Source organism: Streptomyces sp. SID10853 (genome assembly GCF_010548145.1).
Taxonomy (GTDB): Bacteria; Actinomycetota; Actinomycetes; order Streptomycetales; family Streptomycetaceae; genus Streptomyces.
In genome coordinates, this window is sequence record NZ_JAAGLN010000036.1 from 1 (window position 1) to 21,670 (window position 21,670).

The following is a 21,670-nucleotide window of genomic DNA, read 5'->3' on the forward strand; positions in this document are numbered from 1 at the left end:
CGCCCGGGGCACCGGCGGCCACACCGGCCACCCCGGCTCCGCAGCCGGGCCACCGGCTCGCGGGCCGCCGTGCCGAGGTGGCGCGGCTGCGGGACCTCCTGGAGGACGTCCGCCGCGGTCGTGGCCACGCACTCCTGGTACTGGGCGAACAGGGCATCGGCAAGACCGAGTTGCTGCAGGAGATGACTCAGCTCGTCAATCCCGACGTGCGCGTGGTGCGCTCGTCGTGCAGCGCGATCCCCTCGTCACCGGTCTACTGGATCTGGGAACAGGCCGTACAGCAGCTGGGAGCCGAGGACGCGCACAGCGCGGATCTCCCGCCCCAGGCCGACTGGACGCCCGCCCAGCACTTCGCCCACCAGATGCGGATCTGCCGGGCCGTACTCACCGCGGCCGAACACGGCCCGCTCGTCGTGCTGCTGGAGGACCTGCACTTCGCCGACGCGCGGGTGCTCGACCTGCTTCACCTGCTGACCAGGCAGATCGGCCACGCCCGGGTGATGGTGCTCGCCTCGCTGCGCGACCACGACCTCGCCAAGGACCAGACGCTGCGGCGGGCCGTGGGGCGCATTCTCCAGGAGAGCAACACCAGCACGGTCTGGCTGAAGGGCCTCACCGACGCACAGAGCAGCGACCTCATCACCGCGGTCCGGGGCACGGCACCCCCGCAGGAGGAGGTGCGCAGGCTCCAGGAGGCCACCGGCGGCAACCCGTTCCTGCTGCACAGCCTGCTGTCGGCGCGGACGGCGGCGGCGCCCGGGGGCGGACCGGTGCCCTTCGAGGTGCGTGAGGTGCTGTACGAGCGCCTCAGCGAGTGCTCGGCCGACACCCGCGACGTCCTCACCCTGTGCGCCGTGATCGGCGTCCGCGTCTGGCGGCCGCTGCTCGCCGGGCCGCTGTCCTCGCGCGGTCTGCCGCCGTCCCTCGTCGACGACGTACTGCGCACCGGTCTGCTGCGCCCCGACTCCACCGACGAGAGCCATCTCTCCTTCACCCACGGGCTCGTACGCGACTTCCTCCTGGAGGGCGCGCAGCCCCTGACCCGCGCCCTGTGGCACCAGGAGGTCGCCGTCGTACTGGCCAAGCGGCACCAGCCGGGCGACGACACCGCGGAGATCCGCCGGCACTGCCTCCAGGCGGCCCGGATCCTGGGTGCCGACGAAGGCGTACACCCGCTCCTCGCCCTGGCCGACCAGGCGCAGGCGCGGTTCTTCCACCACGAGGCGCAGCGCCATCTGGAGGACGTGGCCTCCGTCATAGCGGCACTGCCCGGGGACGAGAGGACATCGGCGGTCGAGCTGTATCTGCACAAGCGGATGATGTGGCTGCACGCCCTGCTCGAAGGCTACGGCTCCCCACGGGTCAAGCACGCGTACGACCAGGCACGTCAGCTGGAACGGACCCTGGACAACACCCAGCCCACGGAGCTGCTCCACACCCGGGCCATCGTGGCCATCGCCGAAGGCCAGTACACCGCGGCGGCGGAGACCGCCGGCCTGCTCCATGAACTGGCCGAACACGGCGGGGGCCAGGCGGCCAGATCAGCGGCCTGCTACGCGGACGGCGTCACGCTGCATGTACGGGGCCGTCTCGACCAGGCACTCGACGCACTCGGCCAGGGCGTCGGCATCATCGACCGCCTCCTGGACGCGTCCGGCGGCCGGCCGAGCACGGCCAACGGCCTCCTGCACGACCAGCGGATCGACTACCGGGCCTACCTGGCACTCACCCACTGGCTGAACGGCGATCAGCGGCAGGCCCGGCACTACCGCTCCGAGCTGCTGCAGCTGACCCAGTCGGACCGCTACGAACGGCCCTGGGACCGCGCCTTCGCCCGCTATGTGGACGCCCTGCTCGCCATCGCGGAAGGAGACGTCCAGGGCGCCTGGAAGGCAGGAAAGGCCGGGGTGGACCTGACCACCAGGTGCCAACTCGTCTACTGGCACGACATGCTGGCCGTTCCGCTCGGCTGGGCCGAGGTGCGCCAGGGCATGCACGAGAGAGGACTGGCGCGGATCCGGGCAGCGCTGCGCGCAGCGGCCGGACACCGGACCCTGCTGCGCCGCACCCTGCATCTGGGGCTGCTCGCCGACGCCCTGCGGCACGCGGGCTGCGAGAGCGAGGCGCGGCGGACCATCGCCCGCGCCGCCCAGGAGATCGAGGAGCGGGGCGAGTACGTCTATCTGCAGCCGCAGTGGCCCTTCGCCGCCCTCCTCCGGGACCATCTCGTCGAAGGCGCATCCGGGGTGACGCCGGGGTACCGGACCGTGTCCACGCAGGGGTCAGCCGACTGACAGGTCCGTGTCGACCGATGCCGTCGCCAGCGGTGTCGGTCGCCGCAGCCGGGCCAGCACCAGATGCGCCGAGGCGGCCGACAGCGCCAGGACCACGCAGGCGGCCCAGACGACGGCGGAGCCGAACGCCTGGATGAGCTGCCCGCTGAGCAGCGGCGCCAGGGCCACGGACGCACTCCACACGGACAGGAACCACCCCTGGTAGGTGCCGTGACCGTGCGCCGGTGCCAGGGCGGCGACCAGCGCCATACAGGTCGGCCACACCACGATCTCCCCCAGGCTCCACAGCACGACCGTCGCCGCGTACCCCGGTACGGAGTGGACGACCGCGGTCAGCCCCAGCCCGGTCCCGGTGACGAGGGTGGCGGCGGCCAGTGCGATCTCGGGGCGCATCCGCCCGGCCAGCCGGGTCAACGGCAGCTGGAGCACCGCGATGACCAGACCGTTCATCATCATCACGAGGCCGTAGTCCGCGGGGGAGAGATGGTCGGCCGTCATGGTCAACGGCAGGGCCACCAAAGGCTGCTGGAACAGCAGGCCCAGCAGCAGCACCGAGCCGAGCAGCACCAGGAAAGGCCGGTCGCGGTGGACGCCACGGGTCCGCCCGGCCGAGGTCTCCTCGCTGGTCGCGGTCTTCTCGGGGCGCGTCTCCGGCACCCACCGGTAGACCATGGCCCCGGCCGCCACATTGGCCAGCGCGTTGACCACGAACAAGGTCAGGAAGCCGTGCTCGGCCGCCGCCCCCGCGGTCACGGCGGCGGCGGAGAACCCCAGGTTGGTGGCCCAGTACAGCAGCGAGTAGGCGCGCGGCCGGTCCGCCTCGTCCACCAGGTCGGCGACGGCCGCCGCCCGGGCGGGGCGCGAGGCGTTGAGTCCCAGCCCCACCACCAGGGTGCCCAGGAGGACCAGGGCCGGGGAGCGGGCCGTGCCGAGCAGCACCATGCCGGTGACGGCGAACGCCTCACTGGCCAGCAGCACGGCCCGGCGGCCGATACGGTCCGCGAGTACGCCGCCGAGCAGCGAGGCGATCCCGCTGCCGACGCCGAACACGGCGAGTGTCAGACCGGTGAACGACGCCGAGTAGCCGCGCTGGGTGGTCAGGTAGATCGCCAGGAACGGCACCACGAACCCGCCGGCGGAGGTGATGAGCATGCCACCCCAGAGCCACCAGTAGGAACGCGGCAGTCCGCCCACGGTGGGCCGGAGCGAGGTCACCAGGCGCCGCGCGCCGCGGCGTACCGCACGGTCGCTCTTGCTCAACCCTGTTCCTCGTATTCGACGTGCAGTGTCCGGGCCAGGTAGTCGCGGTAGGTCACGGCCGCGGCGTCCGAATCGTGCCGGGACAGCACGATCGCCGGGTACCCGGACCAGTCCGGATAGCAGCGCACCTGCGCGCCGGGGCCGACGGTCTGCACCACGTAGTCGACCTGCGGGTCGGTGCGCACGACGTCCAGGCCGCGTACCCGGTTGATCCGTCCGCCCTTGCCGACCGGCACGAGGTAGGCCGCGGCGTGGCCGGTCGGCACCGGCTCCTCGCTCCAGCAGAGCGGTTGCCGGCCGAGATGGATACGCAGCGCCTCGGCGGCCAGGTCGATGCCGCTGCTGACGTGGACGAGGTGGTGCATGAAGCCCCCGCCGCCGATACGCGCACCCATCTCAAGCAGCACCGGCCGCACCCCGCCGACCAGCCTCAGCTCGGTGTGGGTGGTGCCTTCGGTGACGCCGAAGGCGTGGTGGGCGCCGATCACCTCCGCCTCGATCGCGGCCAGTATCTCGGCGGGCAGCTGGGCGGGGGCCCGCAGCGTGGTCTCCTCGAAGTAGGGGCCGGTCAGCTCCCCCTTCCAGCTGATGGCGCAGACCCGCACCTCGCCGTGGAACACGAGGGACTCGGCGGAGATCTCCGGCCCGTCCAGGTACTCCTCGACCAGCACACCGGCCTGCTCGGCCGTCCCTTCGCCGGGCGCCAGATGGGTGTCGACGAGTGCCCGGGTGCGGGCGACGGCCTGCTCCAGGCCGTCCTTGTCGTCGGCGCGGATCACCCCGAGGCTGGAGAAGCCGCTCGCCGGTTTGACCACGACGGGGAACCGCAGGTCCAGTGCCTCGATCCAGCCGTCCGGATCGCCGACGACCCGGAAGCCGGGCGCCCCCAGGCCCGCCTTCCGCAGCCGCTGCCGCATGCTGCGCTTGTCGCGCACCACCGCGGCCGCCTCGTCGGACAGACCGGGGAGCCCCAGCTCGCGGGCGGCGCGTGCCACGAACGGCACGACCTTCTCGTTGCCCGCCATGATTCCGGCGAAGGGCTCCCGCCGGTAGCGGTCGGCGAGCGCGGACAGGGCTCCTTCCGGGTTCCCGTCGATGTCCAGCGGCAGGACCTCGACGACCGCGTTGGCCCGGGCGGCGGACTCCGCCGTGTCGTCTCCCCTGGGGACGAGGACCAGGTCGATGCCGGCACGCGCGGCGGCGTCGAACACCCAGGGGTGCGTGGACAGTTGTCCGACGAGGACGAGTTTCGGGCGCTGTGGCATGACGGCTCTCCGAAGGTTCGGCTGCAGGGGCGGGTCGGGGGTGCGCGGCGCCGGCCGGTACGGTCCTGCCGCAGATTACCCGGGTGATCTTGACGTCGGCTTGCAATCCCTTTGATGTGCGGGGCTCAGCGGCGCGCTCAGCGCACGTGTCCCTCGGCATCCGTCCTGCTCAGGACCGATCGCAGACCGTCGGCCAGTTCGTCGGCGTCCTCACGGGTGAAGATCAACGGCGGGTTGATGACCAGGGCGTAGGGGTTGGTCCGCAGGATGATGCCCGCCTGTACGCGAAGGGCGTCCGACACCTCCGACGTACCGTGCGGCAGGGGCCTGCGGGTCGCCCGGTCGGATGTCAGCTCCACGGCCATCAGCAGGCCGAGCCGCCGGACCTCGCCCACGACCGGCAGGTCGGTCAGTCCGGCCAGCCGCCGGCCCAGATGGTCACCGACCGCCGTGGCGTTGGCGAGCAGCCCCTCGCGCTCGATGATGCCGATGTTCGCCAGCCCCACCGCGCAGGCCGTGGGGTGACCCGAGTAGGTGTAGCCGACCGGGAAGCCGAGGTCGCCGGTCACGGTGGCCGCGACCTCGTCGGTCGTGAGGACAGCTCCGTGCGGGAGGTACCCGGAGGTGATCCCCTTCGCCGTGACCATGATGTCGGGGGTCACACCGAAGTGCTCGGCGGCGAACCAGTGCCCGGTGCGCCCGTAAGCCGTGACGACTTCGTCGGAGATCAGCAGGATGCCGTAGGAACGCAGCAGTTCGGCCACGCGCGGCCAGTAGTCGGCCGGCGGTACGACCGCGCCGCCGCCGCCCATGACCGGCTCACCGATCATCGCGGCGATCCGCTCCGGGCCGATCCGCTCGATGGTCTCGCGCAGCTCGGCCAGGCAGAAGTCGGTCACGTCGGCGCCGTCGAACAGCTCCCGGCGGTAGGGGTGCGGCGGGGTCAGGAACTCGACGTCCGGGAGCGAGGGCCCGAACCCCTCGTGGTAGACCGGGAAGCCCGAGACGCCGCCACTGCCGTAGCCGATGCCGTGGTAGGCCATCCGCCGGGACAGCACCCAGGTCCGCCCGCTCTCGCCGCGCCGGTGGTGGTAGAGGCGCGCCATGCGCAGCGCGATCTCGTTCCCCTCGGCCCCGCCGCTGGTGTAGTACACCCGGTTCAGCCCTTCCGGGGCCAACCCGGTGATCCTAGTGGCCAGTTCGACCGCGCGGTCGTTGCTGAGGGGCCCCCAGGTGTGGAAGTACTCCAGCCGGGTCATCTGCTCGGCCGCGGCCTGTGCGAGTTCCTCGCGGCCGTGTCCGACCTGGCACACCCCGAGCACGGCCGAGGCGTCCAGGTACTCCCGGCCGGCGGCGTCGCGCACCCGGCTGCCCGAGCCGGACACCAGCATCGTCCGGTCGGTGCGGTGCGCGGGAAGTGTGGGGTGGATGAGCGTGGCACGGTCCGCGGCAGCGAGCCCTGCGGCGAGCGCTTCGGGCACGGCGGAGGTTACAGAGGTCACGGTGGACTCCTTCGTCACGGCTGGGGCTCCTGTCCACCCTCACCGCGGCCGCTTGCCGGACGCTGGACGTTCCGCTGCGCCCGGAAGGGCCGCCGCGCGCCGGGCACGGGCGCCTCCCGGCCGCCCGGCAGGCGCCGCGTCAAACGGACGCCAAGAGCGCGGTGCGACAGTCGAGCCTCCTCCCCCGCCTTCCTGTCCCGCGCTTCCTGTCCCGCGCTTCCTGTCCCGCTTGCTGTCCTGCGCCTGCCGGCCCGGCGCCGCGACCCGAAAGGACCATGGTGAAGTCAATCCTCTTCTACCTGCCCACAGTTGGCAGCCACGATCAGATCCTGCGCGGCATGTCCGGCGTCAACCCGCAGAACTACCAGAACATGCTCCGGCAGCTCACCCGCCAGGCCCAGGCCGCCGACGAACTCGGCTACTGGGGCCTGTCCTTCACCGAACACCACTTCCACATCGAGGGGTTCGAGGTCTCCAACAACCCCATCATGCTGGGGCTGTACCTGGCCATGCAGACCAAGCACATCCGGGTCGGCCAGATGGCCAACGTGCTGCCCTTCCACAATCCCGTACGGCTCGCCGAGGATCTGGCGATGCTCGACCACATGACCCGCGGCCGCACTTTCGTCGGCATCGCACGGGGCTTCCAGAAGCGGTGGGCCGAGATCTTCGGCCAGGTGTACGGAGTGGGCGGAACGCTCTCCGACGCGGGCGACAAGGACCGGCGCAACCGCGCGCTCTTCGAGGAGCACTGGGAGATCCTCAAGAAGGCGTGGACCACCGAGACCTTCTCGCACTCGGGCGAGCAGTGGACGATCCCCGTCAAGGACCTGGAATTCCCCTACGACGCGGTCCGCCGGTACGGCCGGGGCGTCGACGAGAACGGCATCGTCCAGGAAGTCGGCATCGCGCCCAAGCCGTACCAGCGCCCCCACCCGCCGGTCTTCCAGCCGTTCAGCTTCAGCGAGGACACCTTCCGCTTCTGCGCCCGGGAGGGCGTGGTGCCGATCCTGATGAACACCGACGACCGGATCGTCCAACGTCTGATGGACCTCTACCAGGAGGAGGCCGAGGCGGCCGGACACGGCACACTGCGCCGCGGCGAGCGGGTGGGCGTCATGAAGGACGTCCTGGTGTCACGGGACGCCGACGAGGCGCACCACTGGGCGGCCCGCGGCGGCGGCTTCATCTTCGAGAACTGGTTCGGCCCCATGGGCTTCACCGAGGCACTGCGCAACGTCGGTGAGACGGGGCCGATCGGCTCGGACTACGGAACGCTGGTCGAGCGGGGTCTCGAATGGGTCGGCACCCCGGACGACATCAACCGCAAGATCGAGAAACTGGTGGAGAAGCACGACCCCGAGTACCTGCTCCAGTGCCAGTACTCCGGCCTGATCCCGCACGAGGTGCAGATGCGCAGCCTGGAGCTGTGGGCCACCGAGATCGCACCCAACTGGCTGTGAACAGGAGTGGTGACGGTGGACCACCAGGTATGCGAGATCGACGCACTCCCCCTGCTCGGCGGCGGGACCCTCACCGGCGCCCGGATCGGGTACGCCGTGCAGGGCAGCCTCGACCCGGACGGCAGGAACGCCGTGCTGTGCCCGTCCTTCTTCGGCGGTGACCACACCGGCTACGACTGGCTGATCGGCGAGGGCCGGCCGCTGGACACCGCCCGGTACTGCGTGATCACGGCGGGCCTGTTCGGCAACGGGGTCTCCAGCTCCCCCAGCAACCACCCGTCGGGGGCGGACTTCCCGCTGATCACCCCGCAGGACAACGTCGCCGCACAGCACCGGCTCCTGACCGAGCACCTGGGCGTACGGGAGCTGGCCCTGGTCACCGGGTGGTCGATGGGCGCGGCGCACACCTACCAGTGGGCGGTCTCCCATCCCGGGATGGTGCGCAGGATCGCCCCGGTCTGCGGCTCCGCGGTGACCAGCGAGCACAACCGGGTCTTCCTGACCGGTCTGGCCGCGGCGCTGGCGGCCGACGGCGGCGCTGAGCGGGGGCAGCGGGCCGCCGGCCGGGTCTTCGCGGGCTGGGCGGCCTCGCACCCCTTCTGGGCCGGGCGGGCCTACCGGGACATCGGCTTCGCGGACCGGGAGGGCTATCTCGCCGGGTTCTGGGAGCAGTTCTTCCTGGCAGGACCGGCCGCGGCGGACCTGCTGGCCATGGTCCGCACCTGGGAACACGCGGACGTGGGGGCGACCCCCGGCTACGGCGGCAGCGCCGATGCGGCCCTGTCGTCGGTCACGGCCGAGGCCGTGCTGCTTCCCGCCGCCCTTGACCAGTGCTTCGCGGTCTCGGACGAGGAGCGGGCCGCCGGCCTCATGCCGCACACGGCCCTTGAGGTGATCCCCGGAGTGTGGGGGCATCTGGCCGGGGCCGGCGCGAACCCCGCCGACCGGGAGTTCGTCGGCGGAGCACTGCGCGCGCTGCTGGCACGTCAGCCGTCGGCGGACGCGGTACGGGCCGGTTGACGGTTCGGTCGACGTACACGGCCCAAGGGGAATCGGACGGTGCCTGTGCGCACCGTCCGATTCCCCTTGGGCCGGTCAGGATCAGGTCGAATAGTCGGCGTTCAGCCGTACGTAACCCTCGGTCAGGTCGCAGCCGTACACCGTGAACGCGCCATCGGAGATGCCGAGTTCGATGCCGATGACGACCTCGGTGCCCGCCATCTCGGCGGCGACGGCTTCCCGCACCTCGTCCTCGTCGCGCGTGCCCGGCAGGCCCGGCGGATAGACCGCCACGTCACCGAAGCGGATGACCACGCGGTCCTGCTCGATGTCGGTGTCGTCGGAGCATTTGCCGATCGCCATGGCGACCCGGCCCCAGTTGGGATCGCCGCCGTGGACCGCGGTCTTGACCAGCGGTGAGTTGACCACGGCCTTGCCCACGCGCTTGGCCTGGGCGTCGTCCCTGGCCCCGGTCACCCGCACCTCGATCAGCTTGCCGGCGCCCTCGCCGTCACTGGCGATGTCCTTCACCAGCTCCAACGCCACGCCGTACAGGGCCTCTTCGAACGCGGCCGGGCTCACGTCGCCCGCCAGGCCGTTGGCGAAGAGCGCCGCCGTGTCGCTGGTGGAGGTGTCGGTGTCGATGCTGACGGCGTTGAAGGTGCGGTCCATCACCCGGCGGAAGATGCGGTCCTGCTCCCCGGGGTCCAGCCGGGCGTCGGTGGCGAAGAAGGTGAGCAGGGTGGCCATGTCGGGTTCCATCATCCCGACGCCCTTGGCGATGCCCACCAGAGACGCGTCGCCGATACGACGGCTGACCAGCTTGGGCCGGGTGTCGGTGGTCATGATGGCGCGGGCGGCCCGCTCGAAGCCGCCGTCCGGCAGGGCCGCGGTCAGGTTCTTCAGGTGGTCGCGGATGGCGGGCATCGGGTACTGACGGCCGATCACCCCGGTGGATGCGATGAGGAGTTCGTCCTCGGGCACGCCCGTGGCACGGGCGGTCAGTGCGCGTACCTCGCGGGCGTTGCGCTCCCCCTCGTCGCCGGTGGCGACGTTCGCGTTGCGGGCCAGCACCACCACGCCCCGGGCGTTGTGGTCCGCGCAGGCGGCGCGGCTGATCACGACGCTGGGGCCCGCGAAGCGGGACCGGGTGAAGACCGCGCTCACCGTGCTCGGCACGGTGGACATCAGGACGGTGAAGTCGTCGCGCCCGTCGTCCAGGAGACCGACCGGCGCGGTGTGCACCGCGAATCCCCGCGGCGCCTCGTTCTCTGCCATGCTCACTCGTCTCCCGGAGCGGATAGGGGGCAGGTCATGATTATCCATACCATGGAATGCATACAAATGCGATGGGAGCCGGCCGGCAGCAGCTCTTGCGCACTCCTCGTGCGCGCTCCCGCCGGCCGGCTCCCCGGACCGTGCCCGCGGCTCAGCTGCGCGGGGTGAAGCTCACCACGTCACCCGCCCGCTCCCCGCCCGAGAGCTGCCCGTTGCGGTCGGTACGGATGTAGACCCGGTGCAGCCAGCGGTCCCGGCCGTCCCAGCGGGGGGTGAACGGCGTACGGGCGTGTGTCGTACGGAAGTTGTCGACGATCAGCACATCACCCGGCGTGAGGTGGACCGCCTCGGTGACCTCGTCGAGCGCCTTCGACAGCGCGTCGACCGCCTTCGTGTCCTCGGGCCCGGCCGGTTCGAGCAGTTCCCTGTCATACCCGAGGAACGGGTCATCCGGATCGCCGTACAACGGCTTGACCTGCGCGATCGCACCCGGATCCGGCACGCCGCCCCGGAAGGCGACGTCCACGGAGCACGGCATCCTGCGGTCGAAGAGCCGCGCGCGCTGCTCGGCCGTGAGCAGCGGCAGCGCCTTGCGGACCGAGGCGACCAGGGTGGCCGCCGTACGCTCGTGGTCCGCCCGGGAGCAACCCAGCATCACGTAGTTCGGCTGGAGGGTGTGGTACGTCATCTCCGTGTGGAACTCCAGCAGCACCTCGGAGGTCTCGGACGACAGGTAGTGGGCGTTCGGGGAGGGGTACACGTCGTGGTAGACGGTGCCGGCGCGCAGCTCCCGGTACCCCGTGTGCAGGCCGAGGCGGCGGCCGACGGCGCCGAGCATGGCCTCCATGACCAGCAGCGGACGGTCCACCGGTGCCGGGGTGCTGTTCGGGGTCGTCGGCAGCGCCTCGTCGTCCTCCACGGGCAGGCCCCGCAGCAGCAGGTAACCGTCCTGGTTCCCATGGGCGTTGAACGAGTCCAGCTCGGCCACCAGGCCGGCGGGCAGGCCGGCGGCCGCGGCCTTCGCGGATTCCAGGAAGGCGTACAGGTCGGCGCGGGGGACCCGCGGCAGCGACGCGGCGAGGGCGCGCAGGTCCCCGGCGAATGGGGTGCAGTCGACGACTGTCACTGGGATTTCCTTTCGTGAGCGTGGGCGCGGGCGTACTGGTAGAGGAGCTCCGCGCCGATTTCGGTGGCGAGGATCGAAGTGATGCCGCCGTGGTCGTAGAGCGGCGAGACCTCCATGACGTCGAATCCGACCGGCCGCAGGTCACCCACCCCGCGCAGCAGGGCCAGCACCTCCCGGGACGACGGGCCGCCGGGGGCCGGTGTCCCGGTCCCGGGGGCGAAGGCCGGGTCCACGACATCGACGTCCACCGACACATAGAGCGGGGCGTCGCCGATGATGTCCCTGGCCAGACGTGCGGTGGCCTCCACGCCGAGCGAGGCGAACTCGTCGGCGGTGACGATGCGTACGCCGTGCCCGCGGGCGTAGTCGAGTGAGTCGGGCCGCGGGTTGTGCCCCCGGATCCCGATCTGCACCGTCCGCTGCGGATCCACCAGCTTCTCGTCGATGGCGTGGCGGAAGGGCGTGCCGTGGTGGTATTCGCCGCCGTAGAAGGCGGGGTTGGTGTCGCTGTGGGCATCCAGATGGAGCACGGCCAGCGGCCCGTGCTTGGCGGATGCGGCCCGCAGCGCGGCGAGTGTCAGCGAGTGGTCACCGCCGAGCATGAGGAACGCCGCGTTGTCGGCGAGCAGTTCGGTCAGCCGCCGCTGGGCGGTGTCCATCGCGATGTGCATGTTGAACGGGGTGAGATCGATGTCCCCCGCGTCGGCGCACCTGATCAGATCGAAGGTGCCCGGCCCGCGGTCGATGCCCACGCCGTGGATGAGTCCTGACTCGTTACGGATGGCCCGGGGGCCGAACCGCGCGCCCGGCCGGTAGCTGGTGCCGCCGTCGTACGGGGCGCCGATGACCACGACGTCCAGGCCCCTGGGGTCCGGGTCGTGCGGCAGGCGCATGAACGTGGGGAGCTGTGCGTAGCGGGGGGAGACGTTGGTGTCGATGCGTTCCACGCCGTCATGACTCCTTCGGTGTCGACGGGATGACCGGGCACGGGGTGACGGGACACGGGATGGCCGGCACGGGGTGGCCGGCCGTCATGCGATGACCGGTGAGCTGCGCGCCAGCCGGTCGGCGACCAGTTGCACGGTCTGCGCGGTGTCCACCTCGTCGGGATCCCGGCCGGCCACCACCACCTCGTCGAACAGTTCCTGTACGACCAGACGCTTGGCGTGGTGCACACCGGCCTCGCCGACACCCGCCCCGGTGAGCAGCCGGCTGAACGACGAGGTGGTGCCGGAGCCCTCGTGCACGCCGAGCTTGGGGCGCAGGACGGTCTGCGCGGGCAGCAGGTCACCCATCGCGGCGCGCAGCACCCACTTGTCCTGCCCGTAGCGGCGCTTGAGGCCCGCCTCCAGGGAGACCAGGAGGTCGAGCACCTCACGGTCCCAGTAGGGGTGGGTGGACCAGTGGCCGCCGACGCCGGAGAGCACGGGAGACATCTCGTTGAGCCCGTCGAAGGTCGCCATGTCGTGGGACAGGGCGGTGTCCAGGGCCGGCAGCCGGTCCTCGCGGTGCATACCGCCGAGCGGGATGTCGGCGCCGTATCCGGTCAGGATGCGCCGGCCCGCACCGCCCATCCGCAGGTAGAGAGCGGTGAGCGGGAGCAGGTACTCGATGATGTCCGGGTCGAGGGACTCCGCGGCCCGGACGGCGTGCGGCAGTCTGCGCAGCAGTTCCGCGGTGGTGATGGTGATCTCGCTGTGCGTGCTGCCGATGTGGTCGGCGACGACGCGGGCCTCGGGGAACTCGTCGGCGTCGTCGGTGCCCATCGACACCGTGTCGATGGGGCCGCCCCTTCCGAGGGCGGCCAGCGCGGCCACACTGGAGGAGTCGATGCCGCCCGAGAGGACCACCAGCGGAGTCTCCTGGCCCGTACGAGCGCGGACCGCGCGCTCCAGACTCCGGCGTACCGCTTCCACGGCCTCCTTCTCCGGCAGGATCCGGCGGGAGAGCTGCGGCGTCCAGGTCCGGTGTGCGGTGCAGTCTCCGGTGCCGAGCGCGATCTCAAGGACCGTGCCGGCCGGGACCTGGTGCACCCCGGGGAGCCGGCGGACCGGCCGGGCCGCGGCCAGCGGCCGGCCCCCGGGGGCGTCGCGCAGGGCCTTGGCCTCGGTGGCGGCCAGCACCCGCCCCGGCGCCGCGGTCAGATAGAGGGGCACCGAGCCGGCGTGGTCGGTGGCGAGCACGACCCGGCCCGCGGTGTGCACCAGCGCCGCGAAGCGTCCGTTGAGGAGCCGGAACGCGTGCAGGTCGTAGTGGTCGAAGAGCGCGAGGACGAGCCCGGCGTCATCGGCCGGGTCGGTGCCGCGGGGCAGCACCGACCGGAGTTCGCCCTGGTTGTAGAGCTCCCCGGCGAACACCAGCGCCGAACCCCGCCCCCGCGCCCTGGCTCCCTCCGGAGCCCCGGTGTGCAGAAGACTGGTGAAGAGGGTGTCACCGTCGATGTCGTCTCGCGTATCGGCGCGGTGCCCCAGCGATGCGAAGGTCCCCTGCGGGACCTGACCCGCACCGCGGTGGACGGCGGTCAGAAAGCCGATGGCGGCAGGCAGTGTCATCTCAGATACTCAGGGCGCCGAAGCCGCCGGCCGTGAAGTCGTAGTTCACCGGTACCTCGATGAGGAACGGCCGGCCGAGAGCGGCGCCCTTGCGCAGCGCGGCGAGCAGCTCGTCGCGGGTGCCGGCCCGCACCGCGTCCACGCCGTTGGCCTGGGCCAGCTTGGTGAAGTCGACGCCGGTGAACTTCACCGCGGGGTCGTGGGAGCGCTGGTGGCCGAGGTTCTGGTACAGCTCGATCAGCCCGTTGGTGTCGTTGTTGACGACCACCGTGACGATGGGCAGGTTGAGCCGTGCGATGGTCTCCAGGTCGGCGCTGTTGGAGTGGAAGCCGCCGTCGCCCGCGATGAGGAAGGTGGGCTGGCCCGGCCGGGCCATCTGTGCGCCCATCGCCGCGGGTATGCCGTAGCCGAAGCTGGAGCAGCCGGCCGATGTCAGGAAGCCGAACGGCTGGTCGGCGCGGGCGAAGAGCACCCCGTAGTGCCGGAAGAAGCCGATGTCGGACACGATGGTGCCCTCCCCCGACTCGGCGGACTCCCCCATCACCGTGTTCATGCAGTCGATCACCTGGTGGACCCGCATGCCGTCCGCGTAGTGCTCGGGGTCGGCCAGGAACTCGGCGACCCGCTCGCGCAGCGGGGTGATGTCGTGCGCGGTCTTCGGCGCGAGCCCGGCCGTCCGGCCCTCCACGTACTCGACGAAGGCCAGTACGTCCGCGACCACGTCCACGTCGGGCCGGTATACCCGGGGGACGGGGTTGACCGTGGGAGACACCCGGACGGTCTTCTTCGGGCCGCCGCGCTCCCACATCGAGGGCCGCAGGTCCTCGGCGTAGTCGTAGCCGAGGGTGAGGATCGCGTCGGCGGGGCCGAAGAGGGCCTCCAGCGCCGGGAAGGAGAGGATGCCGTCCATGTAGCCGGTGACCGCGCCGTAGTTGAGCCGGTGGCCCTGCGGCAGCACGCCCTTGGCGATGTAGGTGGTGATGACGGGGATGTCCAGCCGCTCGGCCAGGGCCCTGATGGCCGGTACGGCACCCGACCTGATCGCCGCCGCACCGACCACCAGCACGGGGTGTTCGGCTCCGGAGAGCAGTTCGGCGGCCTTCTCGGCCGCGTCCTGCCAGCCGTCCTGGACCGCGCCGACCGGCTTGCCCGGCGTGTGGGCAGGCGGGGCGACCCGCGTGGTGTCGATGTCGCTGCCGAGCAGGTCGACCGGGAGCGAGATGAAGCTGGGGCCGACCGGCTCGGTCATGGCAGCGGCGACCGCGGAGTCCACCAGGTCGGTGATGTCGTCGGGACGCTGCAGCTCCACCGCGTACTTGGTCAGCGGACGCATCACACCGACCGCGTCCAGGCACTGATGGGTGTCGTTGGGGAAGATGTCGTGCGACTCGGACTGAGCGGCCAGCGCGATGACCGGCGAGCGGTCCAGCACCGACGTGGCGACACCCGTGGACAGGTTCGTCATGCCGGGGCCCAGCGTCGCCCAGCACGCCTGCGGCCGGCCGCTGATGCGGGCCAGCACGTCGGCGGCGACACCGGCCGTGAACTCGTGGCGGGTCAGGACGAAGTCGATGCCCTCCACCTCGTCGAAGAGGATGGATGCGGCCTCCCGGCCGACCACGCCGAAGACGGTCTCGACTCCGTGGTCGCGCAGGCGCTGGAGCAGCGCGTGTGCGGTTGTCGGGTTGTTGCTCGGGGTGGTGGACACGCGCGACATGGAAACTCCTCGTAGCTTACGGATGCTGCTCGGTATCGGGCGGGGATTTCGACCTGAGCCGCTGCGTACCGTGGAATCGGCCCGCTCGGCACGCAGTTCCCACTGTGCTGACCGTGCCTTGCACGCGTATGGACGTCGCGCTTGCAGAAAATCCGTCACGCCCTGGAGAACACCGGCCGGTATTCCAGCGCAGCGTCAAACGCCCTGACTTGGGGGGCGTTGTGAGCCCCGGTGAGAACGGATACCGTGCTGCAGTCCTGACAGCGCGGCCAATTCCCCCTGTCGGCAGTTGAATTCACCGCTCCCGCATTAAAGGCCGTATGTATTCAGCCATATGACCTGATCCCGGCAACCCGTTCACCGGAGGTTCCGCCATGCCCTCGTCCTACGCTCCGCCCCTGCGCGACCTGCGCGGCCTACGGGTCAGCGCCCAGGGGTTCGGCTGCCTGCCGACCACGAGCTTCTACGGCCACCCGGACCCCGACCGGGCGATCACCACCATCCGCGCCGCCCTGGACGCGGGCGTCACGATGGTGGACACCGCCGACGTCCAGGGCCAGGGGGCCGGCGAGGAGCTGCTCGGCCGCGCCCTGGCCGGGCGGCGCGACGGCGTGGTGATCGCCAGCAAGTTCGGCATGGTGCGCGGCCCCGACGGCACCTTCGACGGCCTGTGCGGCGAACCCGCCTACGTACGCGCCGCCTGCGAACGCTCACTGCGCCGCCTGGGCGTGGACCACATCGACCTGTACTACCAGCACTGGATCGACCCGGCGGTGCCCGTCGAGGAGACCGCGGGCGCGGTGGCCGGGCTGATCCAGGCGGGCAAGGTCCGCCACTTCGGGCTCTGCGAGCCATCGGCGGCCACGCTGCGCCGGGCGGACGCGGAGCATCCGGTGACCGCGGTGCAGAGCGAATGGAGCCTGTGGAGCCGGGACATCGAGGACGAAGTGGTCCCCGCCTGCCGTTCCCTGGGGGTCGGGATCGTGGCGTACGCCCCGCTGGGCCGCGGCTTCCTGACCGGCGGGATCCGCACCACGGACGACCTCGCCACCGACGACTTCCGCCGCGGCCAGCCCCGGTTCAGCCCGGCCGGCCTGGCGCACAACCAGCTGCTGCTGCGGCGGCTGCGCCCCGTCGCCGACCGGCTCGGCCTCACCCTGGCCCAGCTCGGCCTGGCCTGGCTGCACCACCGGGGGACCGACGTCGTGCCCATCCCCGGAACCAGCGATCCGGCCCATCTGACGGAGAACCTGGCAGCCGGCGCCGTACGGCTGGAAGCGGACGACCTGGCCGCGGTGGCACGGGCGGCGGACGTTCCGGTGCACGGGGCCCGCTACGCGCCCGCGATGCTCGCCATGACCGGCAACTGAACGCCCTGCAAGCCGGACAGCAGAACGACGTCAAGGCAGCGCCAAGCGCGCCCTGCGAACGTGGATCACGGCCGCTCGGACGCCCCTCCCCCGATGCGGCGCGCTTTCCGGTAATTCCGGCAGTTCTGGAGGTCGTTCATGCCCGCGGCAGTAACCCCTATGACGGACGAGCAGCGGAAAGCTGTCGTCACCGCGTATCTCAAGGCATTCGACAATGGCGGGACCAGTCACGACGGGACCCCCATTCTCGACTATTTCGCCGAGGACGCCCAGTTCTTCTTCCCCAAGTGGGGTCTTGCGCACGGAAAAGCAGAAATAAGCCGGACGTTCGGCGATCTCGGCAGCGCGGTCAAGTCGGTCGAGCACCATTTCGCGGCCTTCAACTGGATCGTCACCGGAACCGACCTGCTAGCGGTCGAGGGAACCACACACGGTGAACACCGGGACGGTCCCTGGCGGGTGGGCGTGCCCGAGTGGGGGGCGGGCCGCTGGTGCGGGGTCTTCGAGGTGCGTGACCTCCTCATCCAGCGGGCCTTCATCTATCTGGACCCCGACTACGCGGGCAAGGACGTCGCCCGCTATCCGTGGCTCTGACGCCGCCCCCGCCCCGCCCCCGCCACCCCTTTCCCCCAGCACAGGAGCACTGATGGACGTCCTGGCCGCTCTCCAGCAGAGGCCCAGCCTCAACCTCTTCCCGATCGAGAACCGGCTCTCGCCCAGGGCCGCCGCCGCGCTCGCCACCGACGCGGTCAACCGCTACCCGTACTCGGAGACGCCGGTGGCCGTCTACGGCGACGTCGCGGGCCTCAGCGACGTCTACGACTACTGCGTGGACCTCACCAAGGAGTTCTACGGCGCACGGCACGCCTTCGTGCAGTTCCTCTCCGGGCTGCACACCATGCACACCGTGCTCACCGCCGTGACCCCCCGCAGCGGCCGTGTCATGGTGCTGGCGCCCGAGGACGGCGGGCACTACGCCACGGTCACCATCTGCGAGAGCTTCGGCTACCGGGCCGACTACATCCCCTACGACCGCAAGCGCCTGCAGATCGACCACAGCGCCCTCGCCGCGCGCATAGCCGAACAGCCCGTCGACGTCATCTATCTGGACGCCTCCACGACCCTGCACTTCCCGGACGCCCGGGCGCTGCGCGCCGCCGCGCCCGACGCCATCATCTGCCTGGACGCCTCGCACCTGCTCGGACTGCTGCCCGCCGCGCCGCAGACCCTCGTACTCGACGGCGGTTTCGACAGCATCTCCGGCAGTACGCACAAGACACTGCCCGGCCCGCAGAAGGGCCTGTTCGTCACCAACAGCGACACGGTCGCGGAGAAGGTGGCGGCCCGCATCCCGTTCACCGCGTCGAGCTCGCACTCGGCGACGGTCGGCAGTCTGGCGATCACCCTCGAAGAGCTGCTGCCGCACCGGGTGGACTACGCGCGCCAGACCATCGCCAACGCCCGCCGGCTGGGCGAGGAACTGGCCCGGCGCGGCTTCGACCTGCCCGGTGAGGACTTCGGCTACACCGATACCCACCAGGTCTGGGTGCATCCTCCCGAGGAGTGCTCCCCGCACGAGTGGGGCCGTGCGCTCACCCGCGCCGACATCCGCACCACCACGGTGGGGCTGCCCAGCAGCGGCCGTTCGGGGCTGCGCCTCGGCTCCCAGGAGCTGACCCGGTGGGGCATGAAGGAGGCCGACATGGCCGCGGTCGCCGAGCTGCTGGCCCGTCTGCTGCTGCGCGGCGACGACACCGGCCGGGTCGCCGCCGACGTCGCCGACCTGGCCCGCGAGTTCCCCGGCGTGGCCTACGCGGGACAGCCCGCCCCGGTCACCGTCACCTGAGGGGTCCTTGCACTGTGCCCGCCCGGGTCGCTCATAGTGCAAGGCCGCAGAGTCCCGCACGGGGGCGCGCCGCGTCGCACCGCGGCACGTCCCCGGCCGGTACGACCGGAGGAACTCCCCGAGATGTCGCACTCCATGGAGAACGCCCGTCCGACGCCCGGCAGCCCGACGCCCGGCAATCCGAGGCACGGCAGCCCGACGGCGGCGGCCACCGAGCAGTTCCGCCGGGTGGCCGGGCACTATCCGACCGGGCTGGTTCTGGTCACCGGCCCGCGCCCGGCCCCGCATCTGCCGCCTCCCGCGATGGTCATGGGAACCTTCACGTCCGTGTCGCTGCAGCCGACCCTGGTGGGCTTCCTCCCCTCGAAGTCCTCGACCACCTGGCCCCGTATCCGGGCGGCCGGCCGGTTCTGCGTCAATGTGCTCGCCGCCGACCAGGAGCAGCTGTGCCACAGCTTCACCAGCGCCGCGCCAGGCCGCTGGGAGATCCCGCACCGGGAGACCGCCACCGGCTCGGCCGCGCTGCTGGACGCCATCGCCTGGTTCGACTGCGAGCTGGCCGGTGAAGTGGACGCGGGTGACCACTGGTTCGTCACCGGCGCCGTCCGCGATCTGGGGGTCCAGCGGTCCGCACCGCCGCTGGTCTTCCTCCGGGGCGGCTACGGCGCCTGCGGCCCCCGCCCCGACACGGCCGCGGTCCAGCGGTGACCGACCCTGCCGGAGGTCCCGGGCCGCGCCGGCCCCGTCCGCGCGCTCACGGGACAAAACAGGTCACCGGCACGCTCACACCACTCAGTGTGTACGCGGCCGCCCGGCACGGCACTGCGGTCCCCTGGGCCGGGTCGGCGGCCGGCAGGGTCCGGGCGAACCAGCGGACCAGGTCGTGGAAGGAGTAACGGCCGAGTTCGAACTGCTCGACCAGATGGACATCCAGCAGATGCTCCAGCGTCTCCTCCGCCCGGCGCGGCTCGGTGCCCAGGAGCGCGGCCGCCGTGGCGACGTCGAGGTCGGCTCCCGTATGCAGGCTGAGCAGCCGGAAGTCGGCCCGGCGGTTGGGCGGCATGGCTTCGTACGAGACCCGCAGCACGCTCGCGACGCTGCAGTCGCCGGACTCCAGCTCCCCCAGGATGCGGGAGCTGTCCCGCAGCCGTTCGGCCAGGAAACCCAGGGTCCAGTGCGGTCGCTTGCGCAGCCTGGCGCCCGAAATACGCAGCGCCAGCGGCAGGTTGCCGCAGAGCCGTACGAGTTCGGAGGCCGCGTGGGGTTCGGTGGCGATCCGCTCGGCGCCCAGGATCCGGCTCATCAGCTCGGTGCTGTCGTCGTCGTCGAGCAGGCCCAGTGAAAGCCCCGCCGACCCTTCGAGCTCGGGCAGCCGGACCCTGCTGGTGATGATGACAAGGCTCCCCGGGCACGTCGGGAGCAGCGGCCTCAGCTGTGCGGTTTCGGCAACGTTGTCAAGAATCAGCAGAAGCCGCCGCCGTGCGGTCGTGGCCCGCCACAGGGCCATACGCCCGACCACGCCGTCGCTCATGGAGTCGGCCGGCACGCCCAGCACCCCCAGCAGCGCGCCCAGCGCCGCCCCCGCGGACAGCGGCTCCTCACCCGAGGTGAAGCCGCGCAGGTCGAGGTAGAGCTGCCCGCCGGTGTAGTCGTCCGCCAGCAGGTGCGCCACATGCACCGCCAGCGCGGTCTTGCCGCTGCCGCCCATGCCGTCGATCACCAGCACGCGCGGCCCCGGATGCCCCTCGTTCGCCCGGACGTCCTCGATGAGCCGGCGCACTTCCTCCTTACGTCCGGTGAAGTCCACCAGGTCGTGGGGCAGGGTGCACGGGGCCGCTCCGGCCACCGCCGGCGGCCGTTGTGCCGCAGCCACCTCGGGACGCCGTGGAGCCTCTGGCTCCAAGGAGCCGCGCAGGATCGCCACATGCAGCTCCGCCAGCCGGAAGCCGGGCTCTATGCCGAGGTCCTCGGCCAGCAGGGTACGCAGCCGGGCGTACTCCTCCACGGCCTCGGCCTGACGCCCCGAGCGGTGGAGCGCCAGCATCAGCTGACCGCGCAGGGACTCCCGGAACGGATGCGCGGAGATGAACTCACGTAACTCACTGACCAGTTCACCGGCCTCACCGCGGGCGAGACGGAGGTCGAAGCAGTGCTCGGCCGCGGCGATACGACGTTCCTCCCAGCCGGCCGCGGCGGCCTCGATGACGTGTCCGCCGGCGTCGGCGAGGATGGATCCGCGCCACAGGTCGAGCCCGGCCTTCAAGTGGGTCACGGCCTCGTCCAGAAGCCCTTCCGCGTGGGCCTCCTGGGCATGGCGGACCCGGGCGTCGAACACCTTCAGATCCACCTGGCCCTCCGCCACCGTCATGCGGTAGCCGGGAGGCTCGGTGGCGATCAGTTCACGCCCTGAGGGGATTCGCCGGCGCAGGGCCGCCACGGCCTTGCGGATCTGCTGGAGGGCCGTAAAGGGAGGCTTCTGATCCCAGACCGCCTGGATCAGCCGCGAAACCGGGACCACGCGCCCCGCTTTCAGCAACAGCATCACCAGAACACGTTCGTTGACAACGCCGCCGAGTTTCAGGCGCCGCTCTCCGTCCCAGCCTTCCAATGGCCCGAGGATTCCGAAAAAGACGTCGTCATGACTGGAGTTCGACTGCATTGCCCGTGCTCCAACTAGTGCCGGCCCCGTCGCGGGCTATCTGCCCCTGGGACGTCGGCGCCATGCCACGTATGAGCAGATTTTCTTCGCGCCCGGCAGGAGCCGGCGCACCGGGCGGATAACCGGATTCAACGGTTCCGGAAATGCTCCGGCCGCCGGGGCGGCCCTTGCGGCGGCCCCGACGACGGCGTGTGACCGACGCCGGGACGGCGCACAAGGCCGCCGATTGGCCTGGTATTTCAGCGTTTAGCGGTCCTTGCCCCCCTGGCATCAAGCTGACGTGCAGCATGTTGATCCATGCCTGGGTATGCATTCCCATCCGGGCCCCGGCAGAGTACG

At 71.3% G+C, this 21,670-nt stretch carries 16 protein-coding genes; 7 read left to right on the plus strand and 9 right to left on the minus strand.

The window, feature by feature from the left end; translation table 11 throughout:
• The coding region (locus G3I19_RS10150) for an AAA family ATPase (protein WP_164262323.1) at nt 1-2,294 on the plus strand (2,294 nt) is incomplete at its 5' end.
• On the opposite strand, the gene G3I19_RS10155 is transcribed toward G3I19_RS10150, so the two are convergent.
• The 3 genes from G3I19_RS10155 to G3I19_RS10165 all read right to left on the minus strand — a co-directional run bounded on the left by G3I19_RS10155 (nt 2,283) and on the right by G3I19_RS10165 (nt 6,321).
• Nucleotides 2,283-3,554 carry an MFS transporter gene (locus G3I19_RS10155; protein ID WP_164262325.1) on the minus strand — a complete coding sequence of 424 codons (1,272 nt, stop codon included), beginning with the start codon at nt 3,552-3,554 and terminating at the stop codon, nt 2,283-2,285. The genes G3I19_RS10150 and G3I19_RS10155 overlap by 12 nt on opposite strands.
• Nucleotides 3,551-4,819 (minus strand): ATP-grasp domain-containing protein, encoded by a 1,269-nt coding sequence (locus G3I19_RS10160; RefSeq protein ID WP_164262327.1) that lies wholly within the window; start codon nt 4,817-4,819, stop codon nt 3,551-3,553. Before G3I19_RS10160 ends, G3I19_RS10155 begins: the two co-directional genes overlap by 4 nt.
• Before the next feature lie 137 nt (nt 4,820-4,956).
• On the minus strand, nt 4,957-6,321 hold the full coding sequence (locus G3I19_RS10165; RefSeq protein ID WP_164262329.1) for an aspartate aminotransferase family protein: 1,365 nt from the start codon (nt 6,319-6,321) through the stop codon (nt 4,957-4,959).
• A 275-nt stretch (nt 6,322-6,596) separates the two neighbouring features.
• On the opposite strand from G3I19_RS10165, the gene G3I19_RS10170 reads away from it, so the two are divergent.
• Nucleotides 6,597-7,784: an LLM class flavin-dependent oxidoreductase gene (locus G3I19_RS10170; protein WP_203599401.1), complete on the plus strand. Its 1,188-nt coding sequence runs from the start codon at nt 6,597-6,599 to the stop codon at nt 7,782-7,784.
• Between the two features lie 15 nt (nt 7,785-7,799).
• Entirely contained in the window at nt 7,800-8,804 is a 1,005-nt protein-coding gene (locus G3I19_RS10175; RefSeq protein ID WP_164262331.1) for an alpha/beta fold hydrolase, read from the plus strand.
• An 81-nt stretch (nt 8,805-8,885) separates the two neighbouring features.
• On the opposite strand, the gene argJ is transcribed toward G3I19_RS10175, so the two are convergent.
• The 5 genes from argJ to G3I19_RS10200 all read right to left on the minus strand — a co-directional run bounded on the left by argJ (nt 8,886) and on the right by G3I19_RS10200 (nt 15,456).
• A complete protein-coding gene (argJ, locus tag G3I19_RS10180; RefSeq protein WP_343235046.1) occupies nt 8,886-10,067 on the minus strand; it encodes a bifunctional glutamate N-acetyltransferase/amino-acid acetyltransferase ArgJ in 1,182 nt (393 codons plus the stop codon).
• Nucleotides 10,068-10,212: 145 nt separating this feature from the next.
• Nucleotides 10,213-11,187, minus strand: a complete 975-nt coding sequence (gene cs1, locus G3I19_RS10185) for a clavaminate synthase Cs1 (RefSeq protein WP_164262335.1) — start codon at nt 11,185-11,187, stop codon at nt 10,213-10,215.
• Complete coding sequence (gene speB / locus G3I19_RS10190) at nt 11,184-12,134, minus strand: agmatinase (protein ID WP_164262337.1); 951 nt, start codon at nt 12,132-12,134, stop codon at nt 11,184-11,186. The genes cs1 and speB overlap by 4 nt, the downstream gene beginning before the upstream one ends.
• 84 nt (nt 12,135-12,218) lie before the next feature.
• On the minus strand, nt 12,219-13,739 hold the full coding sequence (locus G3I19_RS10195) for an asparagine synthase-related protein (protein ID WP_164262340.1): 1,521 nt from the start codon (nt 13,737-13,739) through the stop codon (nt 12,219-12,221).
• A gap of 1 nt (nt 13,740) precedes the next feature.
• Nucleotides 13,741-15,456 carry a thiamine pyrophosphate-binding protein gene (locus G3I19_RS10200; protein ID WP_164262342.1) on the minus strand — a complete coding sequence of 572 codons (1,716 nt, stop codon included), beginning with the start codon at nt 15,454-15,456 and terminating at the stop codon, nt 13,741-13,743.
• Between the two features lie 374 nt (nt 15,457-15,830).
• On the opposite strand from G3I19_RS10200, the gene G3I19_RS10205 reads away from it, so the two are divergent.
• From G3I19_RS10205 to G3I19_RS10220, 4 genes are all read left to right on the plus strand, one after another.
• Nucleotides 15,831-16,826, plus strand: a complete 996-nt coding sequence (locus G3I19_RS10205) for an aldo/keto reductase (protein ID WP_164262344.1) — start codon at nt 15,831-15,833, stop codon at nt 16,824-16,826.
• Between the two features lie 138 nt (nt 16,827-16,964).
• Entirely contained in the window at nt 16,965-17,420 is a 456-nt protein-coding gene (locus tag G3I19_RS10210; protein WP_164262346.1) for a nuclear transport factor 2 family protein, read from the plus strand.
• A gap of 52 nt (nt 17,421-17,472) precedes the next feature.
• Nucleotides 17,473-18,672 carry a serine hydroxymethyltransferase gene (locus G3I19_RS10215; RefSeq protein ID WP_164262348.1) on the plus strand — a complete coding sequence of 400 codons (1,200 nt, stop codon included), beginning with the start codon at nt 17,473-17,475 and terminating at the stop codon, nt 18,670-18,672.
• Between the two features lie 123 nt (nt 18,673-18,795).
• Nucleotides 18,796-19,380, plus strand: coding sequence for a flavin reductase family protein (locus tag G3I19_RS10220; RefSeq protein WP_239074124.1), 585 nt, complete (start codon nt 18,796-18,798; stop codon nt 19,378-19,380).
• Nucleotides 19,381-19,426: 46 nt separating this feature from the next.
• On the opposite strand, the gene G3I19_RS10225 is transcribed toward G3I19_RS10220, so the two are convergent.
• A complete protein-coding gene (locus G3I19_RS10225; protein ID WP_239074127.1) occupies nt 19,427-21,214 on the minus strand; it encodes a BTAD domain-containing putative transcriptional regulator in 1,788 nt (595 codons plus the stop codon).
• Between the last annotated feature and the right edge of the window lie 456 nt (nt 21,215-21,670).

Excerpts from the sequence above, each read along its gene's own strand:
- G3I19_RS10195 (WP_164262340.1), bottom strand. The coding sequence starts at position 13,739 with ATGACACTGCCTGCCGCCATCGGCTTTCTGACCGCCGTCCACCGCGGT.
- G3I19_RS10215 (WP_164262348.1), top strand. The coding sequence starts at position 17,473 with ATGGACGTCCTGGCCGCTCTCCAGCAGAGGCCCAGCCTCAACCTCTTC.
- G3I19_RS10170 (WP_203599401.1), top strand. The coding sequence starts at position 6,597 with ATGGTGAAGTCAATCCTCTTCTACCTGCCCACAGTTGGCAGCCACGAT.
- G3I19_RS10220 (WP_239074124.1), top strand. The coding sequence starts at position 18,796 with ATGTCGCACTCCATGGAGAACGCCCGTCCGACGCCCGGCAGCCCGACG.
- G3I19_RS10225 (WP_239074127.1), bottom strand. The coding sequence starts at position 21,214 with ATGCTGTTGCTGAAAGCGGGGCGCGTGGTCCCGGTTTCGCGGCTGATC.
- G3I19_RS10160 (WP_164262327.1), bottom strand. The coding sequence starts at position 4,819 with ATGCCACAGCGCCCGAAACTCGTCCTCGTCGGACAACTGTCCACGCAC.
- G3I19_RS10210 (WP_164262346.1), top strand. The coding sequence starts at position 16,965 with ATGCCCGCGGCAGTAACCCCTATGACGGACGAGCAGCGGAAAGCTGTC.
- G3I19_RS10200 (WP_164262342.1), bottom strand. The coding sequence starts at position 15,456 with ATGTCGCGCGTGTCCACCACCCCGAGCAACAACCCGACAACCGCACAC.
- G3I19_RS10205 (WP_164262344.1), top strand. The coding sequence starts at position 15,831 with ATGCCCTCGTCCTACGCTCCGCCCCTGCGCGACCTGCGCGGCCTACGG.